Origin of the sequence: uncultured Shewanella sp., from assembly GCF_947501225.1 — a bacterium.
Lineage (GTDB): Bacteria > Pseudomonadota > Gammaproteobacteria > Enterobacterales > Shewanellaceae > Shewanella.
In genome coordinates, this window is the sequence record NZ_CANMUW010000021.1 from 21,438 (window position 1) to 38,913 (window position 17,476).

Sequence of the window (17,476 nt, forward strand, 5' to 3'; positions counted from 1 at the left end):
TCATGACAGGCAACCAGGTGAACGCGAACCGCAAGCTTATCGGCTGGCTCATTGCAGCAGCTATAGGCATGTTCGGCTTTGGTTTCGCTCTTGTCCCTCTGTATGACGTACTCTGTGAGCAGCTTGGAATAAACGGAAAGACTCAGAGTACGGCCAGCAGTTATGAGGCCAAAACGATCGATAGGGACAGGACTGTTACCGTTGAGTTTATGGCACAGATACAAAGTGATCTGCCTTGGGAGTTTAAACCTGAAGTTACACGGATGCGGGTTCATCCGGGAGAGTTAGTTCGCACTAACTTTAAGGCCAGAAACCTTTCCATGAACGATCTCGTGGGACAAGCCATTCCCTCGGTGTCTCCCGGGCAGGGAGCCGCCTACTTCAATAAAACCGAATGCTTTTGCTTTAATCAGCAGAGATTAACGGCAAAAGCCAGTGCAGAGTTGCCACTGATATTCTATGTGGATCCGGATCTTCCAAAATCCATAACGACACTGACTCTCTCTTATACCCTCTACAACATCACCGACCGTGAATATATCGGCGCTGTAGAGCAAGGAGCAGCAAAATGACAAGTAAGCACGAAAACTATTATGTACCCGCACAGAGTGCATGGCCAATTATTGGTGCCATAGGATTATTCCTTATCGCATTTGGTGCAGGAAGTTACGTACAGCAACTTAAAACCGACGGAAGCAGCGGCGGAGTCATCCTGCTCGCAGGCATAGCCGTTATCATATTCATGATTTTTGGCTGGTTCAGAACCGTTATTGCCGAATCAATGAGCGGGCTTTACTCCCAACAGATGGATCGCTCCTTCAGACAGGGAATGAGTTGGTTTATCTTCTCAGAGGTGATGTTCTTCGCCGCCTTCTTTGGCGCACTACTATACGCCCGTATGATAGCGGTTCCCTGGTTGGGCGGAGACTCTAACAATGCCATGACCAATGAGGTTCTCTGGCCGGGATTTGAAGCCATGTGGCCCCTGCTGACGACACCTGGGGGAACTGAGACCCAAGCCATGGGTTGGACTGGGCTGCCGCTATACAACACCATCATTCTGTTGACCTCCTCCATCACATTACATCTCGCACATCTGAGCCTGGAAAAAGGCAAGCGCTCAGCCATCGCGCTATGGCTGGGAGTCACCATAGTACTCGGTATATTCTTTCTGGTGTTGCAGGCCGAAGAGTATATCCACGCTTACCGGGAGATGGGACTGACGCTCTCGTCCGGCATCTATGGCAATACATTTTTCTTACTGACAGGCTTTCATGGCATGCATGTCACCCTGGGAACCCTGTTTCTTTTTGTGCTCTTTGTCAGGGTATTAAAGGGACACTTTACCCCGGATAGACACTTTGCGTTTCAAGCGGGTAGCTGGTATTGGCACTTCGTCGACGTAGTGTGGCTGTGTCTGTTTATCTTCGTCTATGTCCTTTAGCCCTGATTTCAGGGAGGCCCAGGCAGTGAACAGATTGCGTCAATCAATAGGGTCTGGAATTTGGGGTAATAACCCCGGCTCCCAATGCTATGAGTATTAATACAACCACCAGCAAGGAGAAGATAACCCTACGCCCCAGCAGGTGAGCCATAGGTGCTTTACTGTCCCCTTTCACCATTACGAACAGGGCTCTGGCCAGATTAAAGACAATGAATAGCAGTAGCAGAACTAAAATTAATTTAAAAACTAATAGTGTATTCACGCGTTATCCTCAATGGTATCCGGGGAGAGCGGGAGCATTGCTCTTTATTATTACTGTGAGTCTGTTTCTACTGATGGTCAAGTTAGGATTTTGGCAGTTGTCCCGTGCAGTGGAGAAAGAGGAGTGGCAGGATCAGTTAACGGCTCGTCAGGCGGCCGCTCCACTCACCTATAGCGACTTGCTATCACTACCGACGGCTGAGCCATTAACAGGATACCGAATGACAGTCACGGCACATCCGGTTGAAAATAAAGTTTTTATCCTGGATAACCAAACATTTAAAGGAAAGGTTGGCTATCTGGCTCTTCAGCTTTTTGAGGTCAGTCCCGATACTCCCTGGCTATTGGTCGAGTTAGGTTTTGTTCCTGCGGGGCCAGACCGTGCAAAGCTGCCCGATATCCCCCACGTCACCGAGGCACAGAGTTTTACGGGCAGGCTGTATCAAAAGCAGAGTAACCCAATGAGCAGCTCGCTCATGGCTGAAACCGGTTGGCCTAGTCGGATCCAAAACCTCAACATTGTCGAAATCAGCCAACTGGTAAACCACACTATCGCCTCTGCCGTACTACAACCGGAACAGATTAGTGGCATCGACCTGCCTCATCCCTGGAGACCGATTCCACTTGGGGCCCACAAGCACAGAGGTTATGCCCTGCAGTGGTTTTCGATGGCTTTCGCATTGGCTGTATTGGTTCTATTCTTTATTTACGGCCAAAAAAGAAAGAGAGAACAGACAGATAATAGTCCAACAGAAAACTAAAATGATTATCAATCCGACGACTATTGCCAATAGAAACAAGAACAAGTAGGTTAGGATTTAAGCGATATCTATCACAATATCCTTTCCTAGCCGTCTCGGGAAACACGTTTAGCATTCCTCATTTAGGGCCTCTCTTTGGGCGCTTAATCGGGTATCTAGCCAGAGGAGAAAGTATGAACTCCCCCAAAAAGAGCGGTTTCAAACCACTAATCATCTTGTTATTAGTGTTTATTCTTCCGGTGGCGGTCGCCAAGGTAGTGCTCAGCCTGAACCTCTATAACGGTGGGGCAACAAATGGAGGTGAACTACTCTCCCCCGCGACCAGCTATGCCAGCCTGTCAATGGAAAACCCAAAACCACGCGAGTGGCAGCTACTTTACCTGCTACCGGCTCATTGCGATGCCCTATGTCAGGACCGCCTCTATATTCTGAAACAGAGCCATGTCGCACTCGGCCGAGAACAGAGCAGGGTTCATACCTTGATCATGTTGGCTGAAAACAGTGACACCTCTGCATTAACATCTCACTCCTTTGCAACGGTAACAGCCAACAGCGCAATGGTAGAGATGCTCAATGACCAACAGATGATCATCGTCGATCCTCTGGGGAGCTTGGTCATGCGATATCCAAAGGTATCGGGTCGCTCAAAACAGATTTCACAGGGGAAAGCCCTGGTAAAGGATCTGAGAAAGATGCTTAAGTTATCGAGGGTCGGCTAATGAAAGGTTTATCTCTGTTTCTAAGCGCAACCTTAGTATTTACCCTCTGCGTAATTCTCATGGGAGCGTATACACGGCTCTCTGATGCAGGTCTGGGTTGCCCGGATTGGCCCGGATGTTATGGCATGCTTAAGGTCCCGACCGAAAGTCATGAATTAGCACAGGCACAGGATGCATTCCCGGAACATGACATTGAACCTGAAAAAGCCTGGCTGGAGATGCTCCACCGATATATCGCCGGAGCACTCGGGTTGTTAGTACTAATGATATTGGTGTTATGTCTGAAAAGAGAGGATACCCCAAAAAAACTTCCTCTACTCATCGCGCTCCTCATTCTGTTTCAGGCTGCACTAGGCATGTGGACGGTTACGATGAAGTTGATGCCTGTGGTCGTCATGTCTCACCTTATCGGCGGCTTCACTCTGATGGCCCTACTGCTCCTGCTCTACCTAAGAACAAAACCAATAAGGCTTCCCGGAGGAGATCCCAGGGCAAGAAAGCTGGCTCCACTGGCTGTTGGCGCATTAAGTATACTCACTCTACAGATAATTCTTGGAGGCTGGACTTCGTCTAACTATGCCGCTCTGGCATGTACCTCTCTGCCTATCTGTGAGGGCGACTGGTACTCCAACTTGCGCCTGATTCAGGCTTTCAACCCTTTTCAGGGCGCACACGACAGCTATGAATTCGGGGTATTAGATTATGCTTCCCGGATGACTATCCATGTGACCCACAGATTCGGAGCCATAGTTACCGCCATAATCTTACTTTGGCTGGCCTTCAGACTGCATACCCTGTCACAGTCTCCTCAACTTAAGCACTCCGCTCAACTGTTGGTCCTGCTGGTCATAGTGCAGGTCGGGCTGGGGATCAGCAATGTCGTTTTACATCTGCCTCTGGGGATCGCCGTATCCCATAACGCAGGTGCCCTGTTCTTACTCATGAATCTGATTTTTATTAACTACATCCTGTGGCGTAAAGCCTGAATGCAAAGGTTGAAGTAGATACCCGTACACGAGGAAGGCGCTAAAATTTAAGAGGCATATAACCCAGGCGAGGTGTGGCATGGCAAAACAAGTTTCAATTTCATCGGCTCCTGCCGGCAGTAAAATCAGTGCCTTTGTATGGAGGCCATATTACGAAATGACAAAACCTAAGGTGGTCGCGCTGATGTTACTTACGGTTTTGGTCGGCATGTGTCTCGCCACTCCGGGGAGTGTGCCCTTACAACCTTTAGTCATAGGTATGACGGGGATCGGAATGATGGCCGGGGCCGCCGCGGCATTTAATCATCTAATCGACCGACGAATAGATGGGCTGATGGCTCGTACCTATAATCGCCCTCTCCCTAAGGGACGAGTATCCATCCCTAAGGCGCTCACCTTCTCAATCACGCTGGCGACCTTAGGCTTTACTTTACTCTACACCCTGGTCAATGAACTTACCGCCTGGCTGACTTTTGCGAGTTTAATCGGTTACGCCCTTGTTTATACCGCTTACCTTAAGCGAGCTACCCCTCAAAATATTGTAGTCGGAGGTTTAGCCGGAGCTATGCCACCCCTGCTGGGCTGGACATCTGTGACCGGTGAGTTTCATGGAGATGCGCTGTTACTGGTTATCATCATTTTTGCCTGGACGCCGCCCCACTTCTGGGCTCTCGCAATCCATAGAAAAGCCGAGTACGCCAAGGTCGATATTCCTATGCTTCCGGTCACTCACGGAACAGAGTTTACCAAGACCTGCATTCTGCTCTACACGATACTACTGGCGATCGCCTGCCTTCTCCCCGTATTGGTAGGCATGTGCGGACCGATATACCTGGTCGGTTCCTCCCTGCTGAGCTGTGGCTTTATCTATAAGGCCTGGGAGCTAAAGTATGATGATAAGCCGGGTTTAGCAATGCAGGTATTTCGCTTCTCGATCTATCACCTGATGTTACTCTTCATCGTTCTTTTAGCAGACCATTACCTATGGGCATAACTCGGGTGTTTGGAGATCTCAACTCCAACCAAAGGATAACCGCAGACGATGAATAAACATCTCTTTATTGTGTTGGTTTTACTCTCAGGCCTCTTCATTATCGGTTTGGGCAGTGTCACGGCGCTCAAATTTCGCTCCAATGATAACATGCTGAGTCAGATGGCCTTATCAAACGGATTCATCTACCCGACTCCGAAAGCATTGCCAAGCTTTGCGCTGACAAAACAAGATGGCTCCCTTTTCACCAATGCCGATCTTAAGGGCCGTTGGAGCCTTTTTTTCATCGGCTATACCTCCTGTCCCGATGTGTGCCCGACCACAATGGCTAAGCTTTCTGCGGCGTATCCCGAGCTACGAAAATCAGCGGATATACAGATTATTTTTCTCTCGGTTGATCCCCAAAGGGATAACCGGGAAAAGTTACTAAACTATATGAATTTCTTTAACCCCGAGTTCATCGCATTAACCGGAGACCACAAGCAACTCTTTCCGCTCACTCGTAGTCTCGGCTTTGTTTATGCCATGGTCGGTGAGGGAGAAAACTATCAGGTGGATCACAGCGCATCGATGGCGCTTATCTCCCCGGAGGGAGAAAATATTGCCATCATAAAACCTAAGTCATCATCGGCCGGTACCCTGCCCCAAATCTCCTCTCAGGCTCTTATCTCTGACATAGCTTGGATCACTCAAAAGCACCAAAGGTAGTCCCCTTTAAAAACAAAGCGTTAGCCCAAGATTTGACATTAATACCAGCTGCGACTATCAAGAAATATTTCCTAACATAAGTGTGGCTAAAAAAATATTATCCAAAGGAGGAAATCCCCTCATTTGCCGACTATCTTTTGATATTGCAGGGATAAGCAAGTTATTCAAAGGAAATGCAGATGACGGATCAAACCATAAAATTAGATTCAGAGTTAACAATCAGAAATATTCAACCCATCTTCTCTCAGCTATCTGAGTTATTAACAAAAGATAAATTACTCCCTATAGATCTCAGTCAACTAGCCCGTGTCGATACCGCTGGAGCACAGCTCCTCTATCTGTTTTCCAAAACATGCAGTGCCCGCGCTCTCAAGGTTGAATGGAGAGGAGGTCAAGCCGAACTGGTAACTAACCTGGCTAGTCTGGGCATCGTCATCCCTGAACTGAAAACTGAGACACAGGAGGAGCTCCTATGAAAAAGATATTAGCTGTCGACGACTCGGCTTCAATGCGCCAGATGGTTGGCTTCACACTTAAAACAGCAGGCTTCGATGTCACTGAAGCCAGCAATGGTGATGAAGCACTGAAAGTTGCACAGAAGGGTGAATACGACTTGGTCATATCTGATGTGAACATGCCAGTCATGGATGGACTCACTCTCATCCGAAACCTTCGAACGCTACCAGCTTATAAGTTTACCCCTCTGCTGATGCTGACAACAGAGTCCGGTACCGATAAGAAGCAGGAGGGACGCTCAGCAGGTGCTACCGGTTGGATTGTAAAACCCTTCAACCCGGACCAGCTACTGGCAACGGTTCGTAAAGTACTGGGTTAAACAGAAGTCACTTCATCTAATGGATATAACGGCGGCAAGGGAATATGGAAATCGATCTCAGTCAATTTAGCCAGGTTTTCTTCGAAGAAAGTTTGGAAGGCTTAGAAAACATGGAGTCGGAGTTACTCAAACTGGATATCAATGAGCCGGATGATGAATCAATCAACACTATCTTCAGGGCTGCACACTCCATAAAGGGGGGCAGCGCCACATTCGGCTTCACACAGGTCGCGAACTACACACACCTGCTCGAAACCCTACTCGATGAGATTAGAGACGGCCGACGCCAGATGACGAGTGAGCATCAGGACATACTCCTTCTGTCGGTTGACCTGCTACGCAATATGATCGATGCCCTGATGCGCAAGGTTGAATTCGATGATCCCCTGCTATCGCAGCTAGAGAAACGCTTTACTCAGGAGCTGGAGCAGGGAAGCGGGATCACTGATAAAAATGACATTATCGAATCTGATACAGCTCCAGCCTCGAATGAACTTAACTGGCAGATAGACTTTCAGGCCGGAACTGACATCCTGCGTTGCGGCAACGACCCTCTACTCATGTTCACCGAGCTAAAACAGCTTGGAGAACTCACGGTTAAACTGGCGGATGAAGAGTATCCGGATTTTACCGATATCGATCCCGAAGCCTGTTACCTCAATTGGCACCTTGAGCTGATCACAGATCAGAAAGTTGAACGGCTGAGGGAGGTATTCGAATGGGTCGAAGATGAATGCATCATTCAGTACCACTCATCCGGGCCAGATACCGCTGAAGTCAGTGCCCAACAAATCCCGCCGGCACCCCCTGCAACCGGGATAGCGGAACCTAATTGTGAAACAAAGAACAGTTCCGACGACACTAAGAAACCCAAAGTTGTTTCACAATCTAAATCCCCCGAGGCCGGCTCAATCAGGGTCAGCATCGAAAAAATTGATCTACTCATCAACATGGTTGGTGAGTTGGTCATTACTCAGGCGATGTTAGGCCAGATAGGCCAGCAAGATGAGATAGATGAAGAGTCTCTACTATCTATGAAGCAAGGTCTTGAACAGCTTGCCTCACATACCCGGGATCTTCAGGAAAGCGTCATGCAGATCAGAATGCTCCCCATCAGCTTTGCCTTCAACCGCTTCCCCAGACTCGTAAGAGATATCGGTCAGCAACTGGGAAAGAAGGTCGATCTAATCCTCAGAGGAGAAGACACCGAACTGGATAAGACTGTAATGGAGAAGATTGTCGATCCTATGGTCCACCTTGTCAGAAACTCACTGGATCATGGGCTTGAAACACCCGAGATAAGGCTCAGTAAAGGCAAGCCGGAAACAGGAAGCATTACGCTCAACGCGTTCCACCAGGGCGGTAATATCATTATCGAGATCATTGATGACGGGGCCGGACTCGATACCGCAAGGATACTGCAAAAGGCAAGAGATAAAGGACTGGTTGCTGAGGATGAAGAGCTTAGTACGGAGGCTATTCATCAACTCATTTTCAAGGCTGGCTTCTCTACCGCGGACTCCGTCTCTGACCTATCCGGCAGAGGTGTCGGAATGGATGTTGTGCGCCGGAACATCAATGAGCTGAATGGCACTATTGAACTTCAGTCGACGCAGGATAAAGGAAGCCGTTTCACTATCCGTTTACCCCTGACCCTGGCAATTCTCGACGGCCAACTGGTCCGAATAGGTAAGCATACCTATGTTGTTCCACTGGTTTCGATCCATGAGTCTCTGCAGGTGGAGCCACAACGGATCAATCGAATCAGTGAGAGTCATGAACTGATAAGGCTGAGGGAGGAATACCTTCCTGTGATTAAAGTGTTTCAAGAGTTTGATCATGAAGCCGATGCCACCGAGATCAAAGATGGCCTGGTCATGGTTGTCGACTCCAATAATGAAAAAGTCGGCCTGCTGGTCGATGAACTGTTATCTCAGCAACAGGTCGTGATCAAGAGTCTGGAAGCCAACTACAGCAAGGTTCCCGGTGTTTCCGGGGCCACGATTCTCGGTGATGGGACCGTAGCACTGATTATCGATATTTCAGGCTTAGTCAGCCTGGCAGGCATCACTAATACCAATGAACATGCAGCTTAAACTGTGACGGAGTGATCCTCACTGCAAACAAGGAAGATGGAGCTTGAAAATATGACAGAGCTTACCCAACAGGAACAGGCCAGTATGGATGATGCCAGTCAACAATATTTAACATTCATCATGGCTAACGAAGAGTACGGCGTCGATATTCTATCGGTTCAGGAGATAAGGGGCTGGGAAGCGACAACTGTCATCCCAAACTCACCGAGCCATGTAAAAGGGGTTATTAACCTCAGAGGAACCATAGTACCGATCATAGATCTGAGGCAGAGGTTTGGTATTGAAAGTCTTGACTATGGAGCTACAACCGTGGTCATCGTCGTTAAGGTTGCCATGAATGATGAGCACAAAGTCATAGGCATTGTCGTCGATGCCGTTTCCGATGTTTTCAGTGTAAATGATGCCGATGTGCGTGATGCGCCAGACTTTGGTGACGACACGAATCTTGGCTTCATCAAAGGGCTGACTAATGCCGAAGATAAGATGGTGATCTTACTGGACATAAATATGCTGCTTGGCAGTGAAGTACTGCCAGAAGCCTCCCAACTTTCTAACTTAATCAACAACATTGATGCCCAGCAGCCACAAGCTGTTAATGCATAAACAGGTATAACGAGGACAAACGAATGGAAGCCCAAAACTCTAACCTATCCAATGCAAACAACTTATCCGTTGCAGGTGTAGCCCTGATTCTCGTCTCGTCGGGATTGGCCTTTTCCGGACAAGCGATAACCTGGGTCGTTGCGAGCCAAATCGTTGCGGCAATACTCATTGTCACCGCACTGCTGAAGCATAACCACAGGCAGAAATTATCCGACCAGGCACTAGGTGAGATAAGTCAGGCGCTGGGGAGCAGCGAGAAGACAAACTTTTCAGATATAGATATCCCAAACTGGGAGCTGCTCACCAATAAGCTCGATAACATTCACGACAAACAGCTGCAAAATGAGACCATTACCAAGGCTTTAGACGTTTGTAAAACAAACGTCATGATGGCCGATGCCGATTACAACATCACCTACATGAATGACTCGGTCAACGAGATGCTGCAGGAAAATGAACAGACGCTTAGAGCAGATCTGCCAAACTTCGATGCCAAAAATCTTATCGGTAAAAATATCGATATTTTCCATAAGAACCCTTCTCACCAGAGAAGAATGCTCGATGGCTTGAAAACGAGCTATGAGGTTAGCATCGAGGTCGCAGGGCTCAGCTTCAACTTAATCGCCAGCCCGATATTTTTAAATGGTGTTCGGACCGGCACAGTCGTTGAGTGGCAAGATGTTACAGCCAAACTGGCCAAAGAGGCTGAGGAGCAGAGGCTTGCCTCCGAAACGAGTCGTATAAAACAGGCTCTGGACGTGTGTAAGGCTAACGTCATGATGGCCGATGCCGACTATAACATCATCTATCTCAACGAATCCGTCAACGAGATGCTAGCAGATAATGAAAAGACGCTTCAGCAGAGCCTTCCCGACTTCAATGTCAAAGCACTTGTTGGCAATAACATAGATATCTTCCATAAAACTCCATCTCATCAAAGAAAGGTGTTGGATAATTTAACCGGAAGTTATGAAACAAGTATCAAAGTTGCAGGCCTGAATTTTAACTTGATAGCGACTCCGGTTTTCAATAACGGTAAGCGCACAGGAACCGTAGTCGAGTGGCAAGATGTCACCGCCAAATTGGCTAAAGAAGCCGAGGAACGGAAACTGGCCTCCGAAAATGCCCGCATTAAGCAAGCCCTCGATAACGTCTCTGCAAATACCATGGTCGCAGACACTGACCTAAATATCATCTATATGAACAATGCCGTCGGAAGCATGTTTAAAGCGGCCCAGGCAGATATAGTGAAAGATCTGCCTAACTTCGACTGCAATAATCTCATCGGCGTAAATATCGATGACTTCCATAAAAAACCCAGCCATCAACGCAACTTGCTGGCAAACTTATCAACCACCTACTCCAGCCAACTCAAGGTAGGCGGACGCACATTTAAAGTGGTTGCGAATCCAATAAAAGACGATAGCGGAGAGAGCATAGGTACAGTTGTCGAGTGGACAGATCGCACTGCAGAAGTTGCCATCGAACATGAGATAGACACCATTATTGCATCGGCGGCAGCGGGGGATTTAAGCCACAGAGTATCGACAGAGGGGAAAGAGGGTTTCTTCCTTAACCTCTCCAATGGTCTCAATCGACTGGTTGGCATTGCGGATAACGTAATTTCAGATGTTGTGAATGTATTCGACGGACTGGCCAAAGGCGATCTTACCCGCCAGATAAATGGTGAATATGAGGGGCAATTCGAGAAGCTGCAGCAGGATGCTAACGCTACGGCATCACGATTAACCGAAGTGATCGGTGGGATCAATGAGTCGGCCAATACCGTCACCTCTGGCGCCGAAGAGATAGCACAAGGCAACGCCGACCTTAGTCAGCGAACCGAAGAGCAAGCTGCCTCACTCGAAGAGACAGCTTCGAGTATGGAACAGATGACGGCAACGGTGACCCAGAGCGCTCAAAATGCAACGATCGCTAATGAGCTGGCTCAGGAGGCCAACTCAAAAGCCGATCATGGCGGCAAGGTTGTAGAGCAAGCCGTTACTGCCATGGAAGCGATCAATGACTCCAGTAAGCGCATATCTGACATTATCGGTGTCATAGATGAGATAGCCTTTCAGACCAACCTGCTGGCGCTTAACGCGGCAGTAGAGGCAGCAAGAGCCGGAGAGCAGGGTAGGGGTTTTGCCGTCGTGGCAGGTGAGGTCCGAAATCTGGCTCAACGCAGCGCAGGAGCGGCCAAAGAGATCAAAGAGCTGATACGCGATAGCGTAGGCAAGGTCACAGACGGTACACAGCTGGTTAACCAGTCGGGTGACACGCTGCAGGACATTGTTCAGGCCGTCACAAAAGTCGCCGACATGATCAGTCAGATCAGCATCGCCTCGGAACAGCAATCTTCAGGCATTCAAGAAGTGAATAAGGCGATCTCGCAGATGGACGAGATGACGCAACAGAATGCGGCCTTAGTAGAGCAGGTATCTGCAGCCGGAGACGCAATGGCCGAGCAAGCCCGCAACATGAAGAGCCAGCTCAGCTTCTTCCAGGCAAAAGAGCAAACCACTTCGGGGATCGAATCCGCCCCTCTCGCACTTGTTTCCGGAGACACTCACGGGAACCTGAATATCAGTAGCGAAGAGTGGAATGAGTTTTAGGAGGCGCTCAATTGGAAATCATAGATGAAAAGGAATTTTCTATGACACAGGCAGACTTTGATTTCATTCAAAGTCTCGCCTATGAGAATACCGGTATTGTGCTGCCCGAGAGGAAAAAGCACATGGTGTATTCCAGACTCAGCCGGCGATTACGCCAACTGAGCTTGGGTAGTTTTGCACAATACTGCTCTCATATCCAAAATACGCCGGACGAGATGATCAACTTTGTCAATGCGCTGACGACCAACTTAACAGCATTTTTCAGAGAGGAGCATCACTTCAGGTATCTGGAAAACAAGGTGGTACCTCAGTGGAAACAAGGCAAAAACAGACGTCTCAGGGTGTGGTCCTCAGCCTGCTCCACCGGTGAGGAGCCCTACAGCATTGCCATGATTCTGGAGCAGTATTTTTCAGGAGCCGAGTGGGATCTCAAGATCCTGGCAACGGATCTCGACACCAATGTGCTCAGTAAGGCCTCTGTCGGTAGCTATGCCAAAGAGTCTGTGACCAACTTACCGGCCCGATATATCGAAAAGTATGCACGCCAAACAGACAATGGCCAAAAGATACAGATGAGCTCAACTATCCAGAAGATGATCCACTTTAAACAGCTTAACCTACTGGGTGAGTGGCCAATGAAGGGGCCGTTCGACATCATTTTTTGCCGCAATGTTCTAATCTATTTTGATAATGAAACGAAGAGAAAAATCATCTCCCGATTCAGGGAGCTGCTGAGTCCGCAGGGATACCTCTTCATCGGTCACTCCGAAACATTGACCCATATCTCCGAAGATTTTGATCTTATCGGCCAAACCATTTACAGACCGATAGGGCATGGCGGAAACAAGTTGCAACAGACGAAACGCTCGGTTGTTAACCTCTAGGAATAAACTTGCTGCTATTGTTGCAGCGTACCCCTTACTCCATAGAATAGATTTCACCTCAGGTCACAGATTGACCAAATGCAGCAACAAGGATAGAGGTTATGATAAAAGTTCTGATCGTTGATGACTCTCCACTCGTCAGGCAACTGTTGAGTCACCTGCTTAGCGATACCACAGATATCGAGGTCGTTGGAGCGGCAGAAGACCCATATGAAGCCAGAGAATTGATAAAAAAGGTCAATCCCGACGTGCTGACTCTGGATATCGAGATGCCTAAGATGGATGGTATCGCTTTTTTGCGTAACCTCATGAAACTCAGACCCATGCCGGTCATCATGGTTTCGACGCTGACGGAAAAAGGAGCCGCGGTGACTCTGGAGGCGCTCTCCCTTGGTGCAATTGACTTCATATCTAAACCGAAATCGGATCTGACCAACAGGCTGATGGAGTATCGGGATGAGCTCATAGAGAAGGTCCGTTTTGCAGCCAAGAGCAAGGTCCGTCCCGGCTCCCCGCTGCCTCCGCCAAAATTAAGTGCTACACCGGCAAAGTGTTCACAGAACCAGTTGATCGCGATCGGTGCCTCCACCGGAGGCACCGAAGCGATTCAACGCTTAATCTGCCAACTGCCAGCCGATATCCCTCCCGTCGTCATAGCGCAGCATATTCCAGCCGCATTCAGTGCCTCGTTTGCAAAAAGACTGGACAGTCATGCCAGCATGAAGGTTATCGAGGCCCAGGGTGGGGAGAGGCTAAGCCCTGGTACAGCCTATATCGCACCAGGAAGCGCACATCTAACCATAGAGGAAAAGGGAGGTGTGCTGTATACCCGGCTCTTAGATACTGAGCCGGTTAACAGACATAAACCTTCTGTCGACGTGCTATTCAACAGCGTGGCGGAAACCGCCGGGAAATCGGCATTAGGGGTTATCCTCACAGGTATGGGTAAGGATGGAGCCAAGGGCTTGTTAAATATGAAACGCACCGGCGCCTATACCCTGGCACAGGATGAAGCCAGCTCGGTCGTTTGGGGGATGCCGGGAGCAGCCGTAGAGCTGGATGCCAATTGCGAGGAGTTGCATATAGACAGGATCCCGGCAAAGCTGCTGTCATTAATGAAAAGTGCCCCATAAACTTGCAATGCTGGAGGCACGGGCTTTCAGCTCTTACTCCTCAATCCATGTCCCATCATCCTTGGCTCTCACCCAAGGCTGTGAAAACCAGTAATAACCCGTTCCACCCTTGCTCGGTGCGGTGCAGTTATACCTGGACCTTCCTGCGGGCAGGTCAAACTCGGCTCGGATACTGAATTCGTTCGCACTCAACCATAGTGGCTTCTTAGCTCCCTGTCCCTGTATGAAACACATTATTTGATGAGGATAGATATCTGACATATCCAGAGTCACCCTTAATTCAGGACGCCACTGACCCGCCTTCAATTCAGGATCACTATGCGTTTGAGCTAAGACAGGCATATTCAAGCTATGCATTTTAACCTTTAAACTCGACAGCTTGGCATAGACACCCGCTACCGGAAATCTGGGCAATGCCGTTAACGGAGAGTAAATACCGGCTGCACCAGACTGCTGACCCAGACCAACGAAGCCATGCTGACTCAACATAGACTCTATCTCCTGGTTATACTCCCCGTAGGGATAGGCCAACATCTTATGGCTCTGCCCGGTGGCCTTGCTTATCTCCTCCTCAGTTTTGAGAATATTATCTTCAATACGCGCCAGCCATTGAGCCTGAGACTCGCCCTCCAACTTACGTATCAGATGCTCGTGTCCCCAACTATGGTTCGCAATCTCGGCCCCCTCCTGCGAAAGCCTGATGAGTTCGTCCCAGCTCATCATCCCCCGGTACTTAGCTTGAATCGGTTCTACCGAGACAAATACCGTGTAGGGGAATCCATATTCCTTTAAAATAGGGTGAGCCGTTTTAGCTATGCTCTGATAACCATCATCGAAAGTGATCACGATAGTTTTAGCCGGTATTGGCTTCTTATTCTTTATTGCGTCAACCACTTCGGAGAGTGGCGTCACGATAAAATCATTTTCGGCCAGATACTCCATCTGCTCACTAAATTGAGCCGGAGAAACACTGGTGATCGCAGGCGTATCTTCAGATACATGGTGATACTGTAAAATGACTGCCGAGTGAGCCGAAAAGCCAAACACTGAGCAACCAAGCAACACCAGAAGCCTAATTACAGCGCCTTTAAACATAAAAATTAACCTCTGAGATGATATGACACCTGTCGAATTACTCCGTAATAAACAGAAAAACAGACAATTATTAGCACTCGCTCTACCTATGATATTGTCAAATATCACTGTCCCGCTACTCGGGCTGGTAGACACTGCCGTGGTGGGTCATTTAAGTAACGCCTATTATTTAGGTGGAGTCGCCGTTGGCTCAACTATCATCACCCTTATTCTGTGGATGCTCGGTTTTCTCCGAATGGCGACAACAGGCTTAGTCGCTCAATCCTTTGGTGCCGGCGATAGACAGGCACAATACAAACTCTTACTTCAAGCGGGTAGTCTGGCGATCATTTTAGGGTTAAGTGCCATAGCACTGCAACTCCCCATCTTAAACGGGGCACTGATGCTCACCGATGCCAGTGCCGAAGTGGAGCGATATTGTCGCGAATATTTCCAGCTAAGGATCTGGTCAACACCCTTCGCCCTCCTCAACCTGGTGCTGCTGGGCTGGCTACTGGGAAGGCAACAACCCAAGGCCGCGATGTGGCAGTTGATCGTCGCTAACATCGCCAATATCTTACTGGATCTGCTCTTTGTTCTCGGTTTAGGTTGGGGAGTAAAGGGAGCCGCTCTCGCTTCCGTATTTGCCGATATTTCAGGCTTTCTAGTGGCCTTTTCTATGGTCTATAAACAAATAGTTAAATCGGGTCACTTCGACTTTTTTAAGCTTTGCAGGGAGCTTACACTCAGAAGCTATCATAAGCTGCTCACTCTCAACGCCGATATTTTTATCCGCAGCTTATGCCTGCAGATGGCCTTCGCCTTCATGACATTCCAGGGCGCCGGGCTTGGAGACAATACCGTTGCCGCTAACGCCGTACTGCTCAACCTCTTGCTGCTGATCTCATATGCTCTGGACGGCATAGCATACTATGCTGAAGCCGAGGTCGGCAGGGCCTATGGCCAAAAAAACAAGATCTTGATGCAAGACAGCGTGACACTGGCCTGGTTCTGGTCGGGCATCTCCGCCATATTGTTTACCCTGCTCTTCATCTTTTTTGGGGCAAATATCATCAACCTGCTAACAAGCATTGAAGAGGTGCGGCTCGTTGCCGGTCAATACCTGTTTTGGATCATTATCCTGCCTCTGCTTTCATTCGGCTCCTACCTTTTCGATGGCGTCTATATAGGCGCTGCTATGGGAAAAGTGATGCGCAACAGCATGATAATCTCAACCTTCTGTGTATTTTTCCCCACCTGGTATCTCCTGCAGGAGATGGGAAATCATGCGCTGTGGGCGGCGATGACCGGCTTTATGTTTGCGAGAAGTCTGACATTGACGCTGCATTATCGATATCGGCTAAGAGGTGCTGCGCTCTAAGTTTATGGATAAGCAAGATGACGACCTTCGGCCTATCGCTTCGCGGACGGCTACGCCTGTTCGACGGGCTCCGCCCTATTCGGTAGAAGGGGCTTTGGCCCCGAGGTTCAAAGGTTCATTCTTTCCCGGCTAAAGCCGGTCCTACAATTTATCAGCGCAGTGTCATCTTAGCCCCACCAGCGTAGCGTCATCTCAGCATCGCAGGCATAAAAAAAGCGAGCAGGCATAGCCAACTCGCTTCTCTGTAATCCTTGAGCCTAAGCCCTTAAATCGACCAGTTTCAGTTACTGGTAGGAGTGGTCACCGTGTTGATGCTCGGTCACATCCTTAACGCCGGTAAGCTCTCCAGGGAACTTTTCGAGTAACTGAGTCTCGATACCATCTTTCAGCGTCACATCAACCATAGAGCAACCGTTACAACCGCCACCAAACTGCAGGACAGCCGTACCCTCTTCGGTCACTTCGACCAACATGATGTTACCACCATGGCTTGCCAGTTGCGGATTAATCTCTGACTGGATCACGTAATCGATACGCTCATGCAGCGGAGCATCGCTGGCAACTTTACGCATCTTAGCGTTAGGTGCCTTAAGGGTTAGCTGCGAACCTAATTGGTCGGTAACAAAATCGATGCTGGCATCTTCGAGGAAAGGAGCACTCTTTTCGTCAACCATGGCATTAAAACCATTAAACTCCAGCTCCATATCGTCGGCTTCGACAGCATCGGGTGGACAATATGATACGCCACACTCAGCCGTTGCTGTGCCTGGGCTAATTACAAATACTCGGATATGAGTTCCTTCAGGCTGATCTGCTAACAAAGTAACAAAATGGGCCTGAGCTGCATCGGAAATGGTGATCATTAAGACATGCTCCGTCAGGTAATGCTTGAGTGTTTTAGTATGGATTATTCATATGATACTCCTACTGAGTTCAGCTTTGTAGCCCCTATTTGCATTGCTTTTGTTTTTTTATCTATTTTGTG

General features: G+C 48.7%; 18 protein-coding genes. 15 read left to right on the forward strand and 3 right to left on the reverse strand.

Annotated elements, in window-relative coordinates:
- The first annotated feature begins 2 nt into the window (after positions 1–2).
- Positions 3–572, forward strand: a complete 570-nt coding sequence (locus tag Q1B47_RS19765; protein ID WP_299797753.1) for a cytochrome c oxidase assembly protein — start codon at positions 3–5, stop codon at positions 570–572.
- Positions 569–1,444: a cytochrome c oxidase subunit 3 gene (locus Q1B47_RS19770; RefSeq protein ID WP_299797756.1), complete on the forward strand. Its 876-nt coding sequence runs from the start codon at positions 569–571 to the stop codon at positions 1,442–1,444. The genes Q1B47_RS19765 and Q1B47_RS19770 overlap by 4 nt, the downstream gene beginning before the upstream one ends.
- Before the next feature lie 43 nt (positions 1,445–1,487).
- Here Q1B47_RS19770 and Q1B47_RS19775 read toward each other — a convergent pair whose 3' ends face one another.
- On the reverse strand, positions 1,488–1,706 hold the full coding sequence (locus tag Q1B47_RS19775; RefSeq protein WP_299797759.1) for a DUF2909 domain-containing protein: 219 nt from the start codon (positions 1,704–1,706) through the stop codon (positions 1,488–1,490).
- A 37-nt stretch (positions 1,707–1,743) separates the two neighbouring features.
- Here Q1B47_RS19775 and Q1B47_RS19780 point away from each other — a divergent pair, with 37 nt between their 5' ends.
- From Q1B47_RS19780 to Q1B47_RS19835, 12 genes are all read left to right on the forward strand, one after another.
- Positions 1,744–2,466 (forward strand): SURF1 family protein, encoded by a 723-nt coding sequence (locus tag Q1B47_RS19780; RefSeq protein ID WP_299797762.1) that lies wholly within the window; start codon positions 1,744–1,746, stop codon positions 2,464–2,466.
- Positions 2,467–2,639: 173 nt separating this feature from the next.
- Positions 2,640–3,185 (forward strand): hypothetical protein, encoded by a 546-nt coding sequence (locus Q1B47_RS19785; protein ID WP_299797765.1) that lies wholly within the window; start codon positions 2,640–2,642, stop codon positions 3,183–3,185.
- Positions 3,185–4,171, forward strand: coding sequence for a heme A synthase (locus Q1B47_RS19790; RefSeq protein ID WP_299797768.1), 987 nt, complete (start codon positions 3,185–3,187; stop codon positions 4,169–4,171). The genes Q1B47_RS19785 and Q1B47_RS19790 overlap by 1 nt, the downstream gene beginning before the upstream one ends.
- Positions 4,172–4,250: 79 nt before the next feature.
- On the forward strand, positions 4,251–5,165 hold the full coding sequence (gene cyoE, locus Q1B47_RS19795; protein ID WP_299797770.1) for a heme o synthase: 915 nt from the start codon (positions 4,251–4,253) through the stop codon (positions 5,163–5,165).
- A gap of 48 nt (positions 5,166–5,213) precedes the next feature.
- On the forward strand, positions 5,214–5,870 hold the full coding sequence (locus tag Q1B47_RS19800) for an SCO family protein (protein ID WP_299797773.1): 657 nt from the start codon (positions 5,214–5,216) through the stop codon (positions 5,868–5,870).
- A 179-nt stretch (positions 5,871–6,049) separates the two neighbouring features.
- Positions 6,050–6,346, forward strand: a complete 297-nt coding sequence (locus Q1B47_RS19805) for an STAS domain-containing protein (protein ID WP_299797775.1) — start codon at positions 6,050–6,052, stop codon at positions 6,344–6,346.
- Entirely contained in the window at positions 6,343–6,705 is a 363-nt protein-coding gene (locus tag Q1B47_RS19810) for a response regulator (RefSeq protein ID WP_299797777.1), read from the forward strand. Before Q1B47_RS19805 ends, Q1B47_RS19810 begins: the two co-directional genes overlap by 4 nt.
- Positions 6,706–6,749: 44 nt before the next feature.
- Entirely contained in the window at positions 6,750–8,801 is a 2,052-nt protein-coding gene (locus tag Q1B47_RS19815) for a chemotaxis protein CheA (protein ID WP_299797779.1), read from the forward strand.
- 51 nt (positions 8,802–8,852) lie between these two features.
- A complete protein-coding gene (locus Q1B47_RS19820; protein ID WP_299797781.1) occupies positions 8,853–9,404 on the forward strand; it encodes a chemotaxis protein CheW in 552 nt (183 codons plus the stop codon).
- Between the two features lie 23 nt (positions 9,405–9,427).
- Positions 9,428–12,019 (forward strand): methyl-accepting chemotaxis protein, encoded by a 2,592-nt coding sequence (locus tag Q1B47_RS19825; protein WP_299797785.1) that lies wholly within the window; start codon positions 9,428–9,430, stop codon positions 12,017–12,019.
- A gap of 41 nt (positions 12,020–12,060) precedes the next feature.
- Entirely contained in the window at positions 12,061–12,903 is an 843-nt protein-coding gene (locus tag Q1B47_RS19830; protein WP_299797787.1) for a protein-glutamate O-methyltransferase CheR, read from the forward strand.
- Between the two features lie 101 nt (positions 12,904–13,004).
- Positions 13,005–14,036 carry a chemotaxis response regulator protein-glutamate methylesterase gene (locus Q1B47_RS19835; RefSeq protein WP_299797790.1) on the forward strand — a complete coding sequence of 344 codons (1,032 nt, stop codon included), beginning with the start codon at positions 13,005–13,007 and terminating at the stop codon, positions 14,034–14,036.
- A gap of 33 nt (positions 14,037–14,069) precedes the next feature.
- Here Q1B47_RS19835 and Q1B47_RS19840 read toward each other — a convergent pair whose 3' ends face one another.
- Positions 14,070–15,131 carry a polysaccharide deacetylase family protein gene (locus Q1B47_RS19840; protein WP_299797793.1) on the reverse strand — a complete coding sequence of 354 codons (1,062 nt, stop codon included), beginning with the start codon at positions 15,129–15,131 and terminating at the stop codon, positions 14,070–14,072.
- 22 nt (positions 15,132–15,153) lie between these two features.
- Between Q1B47_RS19840 and Q1B47_RS19845 the strand changes: the two genes are divergently transcribed.
- Positions 15,154–16,491: an MATE family efflux transporter gene (locus tag Q1B47_RS19845; protein WP_299797797.1), complete on the forward strand. Its 1,338-nt coding sequence runs from the start codon at positions 15,154–15,156 to the stop codon at positions 16,489–16,491.
- Positions 16,492–16,775: 284 nt separating this feature from the next.
- Here the strand turns inward: Q1B47_RS19845 and nfuA are convergent, their stop codons facing one another.
- Positions 16,776–17,354, reverse strand: a complete 579-nt coding sequence (nfuA, locus tag Q1B47_RS19850; RefSeq protein WP_299797800.1) for a Fe-S biogenesis protein NfuA — start codon at positions 17,352–17,354, stop codon at positions 16,776–16,778.
- Positions 17,355–17,476: the final 122 nt, after the last annotated feature.

What these genes read in the sequence shown, in the direction of transcription:
- Q1B47_RS19765 (WP_299797753.1), top strand. Translation starts at nt 3, where the DNA reads ATGACAGGCAACCAGGTGAACGCGAACCGCAAGCTTATCGGCTGGCTC.
- Q1B47_RS19770 (WP_299797756.1), top strand. Translation starts at nt 569, where the DNA reads ATGACAAGTAAGCACGAAAACTATTATGTACCCGCACAGAGTGCATGG.
- Q1B47_RS19785 (WP_299797765.1), top strand. Translation starts at nt 2,640, where the DNA reads ATGAACTCCCCCAAAAAGAGCGGTTTCAAACCACTAATCATCTTGTTA.
- Q1B47_RS19790 (WP_299797768.1), top strand. Translation starts at nt 3,185, where the DNA reads ATGAAAGGTTTATCTCTGTTTCTAAGCGCAACCTTAGTATTTACCCTC.
- cyoE (WP_299797770.1), top strand. Translation starts at nt 4,251, where the DNA reads ATGGCAAAACAAGTTTCAATTTCATCGGCTCCTGCCGGCAGTAAAATC.
- Q1B47_RS19800 (WP_299797773.1), top strand. Translation starts at nt 5,214, where the DNA reads ATGAATAAACATCTCTTTATTGTGTTGGTTTTACTCTCAGGCCTCTTC.
- Q1B47_RS19805 (WP_299797775.1), top strand. Translation starts at nt 6,050, where the DNA reads ATGACGGATCAAACCATAAAATTAGATTCAGAGTTAACAATCAGAAAT.
- Q1B47_RS19810 (WP_299797777.1), top strand. Translation starts at nt 6,343, where the DNA reads ATGAAAAAGATATTAGCTGTCGACGACTCGGCTTCAATGCGCCAGATG.
- Q1B47_RS19815 (WP_299797779.1), top strand. Translation starts at nt 6,750, where the DNA reads ATGGAAATCGATCTCAGTCAATTTAGCCAGGTTTTCTTCGAAGAAAGT.
- Q1B47_RS19820 (WP_299797781.1), top strand. Translation starts at nt 8,853, where the DNA reads ATGACAGAGCTTACCCAACAGGAACAGGCCAGTATGGATGATGCCAGT.
- Q1B47_RS19825 (WP_299797785.1), top strand. Translation starts at nt 9,428, where the DNA reads ATGGAAGCCCAAAACTCTAACCTATCCAATGCAAACAACTTATCCGTT.
- Q1B47_RS19830 (WP_299797787.1), top strand. Translation starts at nt 12,061, where the DNA reads ATGACACAGGCAGACTTTGATTTCATTCAAAGTCTCGCCTATGAGAAT.
- Q1B47_RS19835 (WP_299797790.1), top strand. Translation starts at nt 13,005, where the DNA reads ATGATAAAAGTTCTGATCGTTGATGACTCTCCACTCGTCAGGCAACTG.
- Q1B47_RS19840 (WP_299797793.1), bottom strand. Translation starts at nt 15,131, where the DNA reads ATGTTTAAAGGCGCTGTAATTAGGCTTCTGGTGTTGCTTGGTTGCTCA.
- Q1B47_RS19845 (WP_299797797.1), top strand. Translation starts at nt 15,154, where the DNA reads ATGACACCTGTCGAATTACTCCGTAATAAACAGAAAAACAGACAATTA.
- nfuA (WP_299797800.1), bottom strand. Translation starts at nt 17,354, where the DNA reads ATGATCACCATTTCCGATGCAGCTCAGGCCCATTTTGTTACTTTGTTA.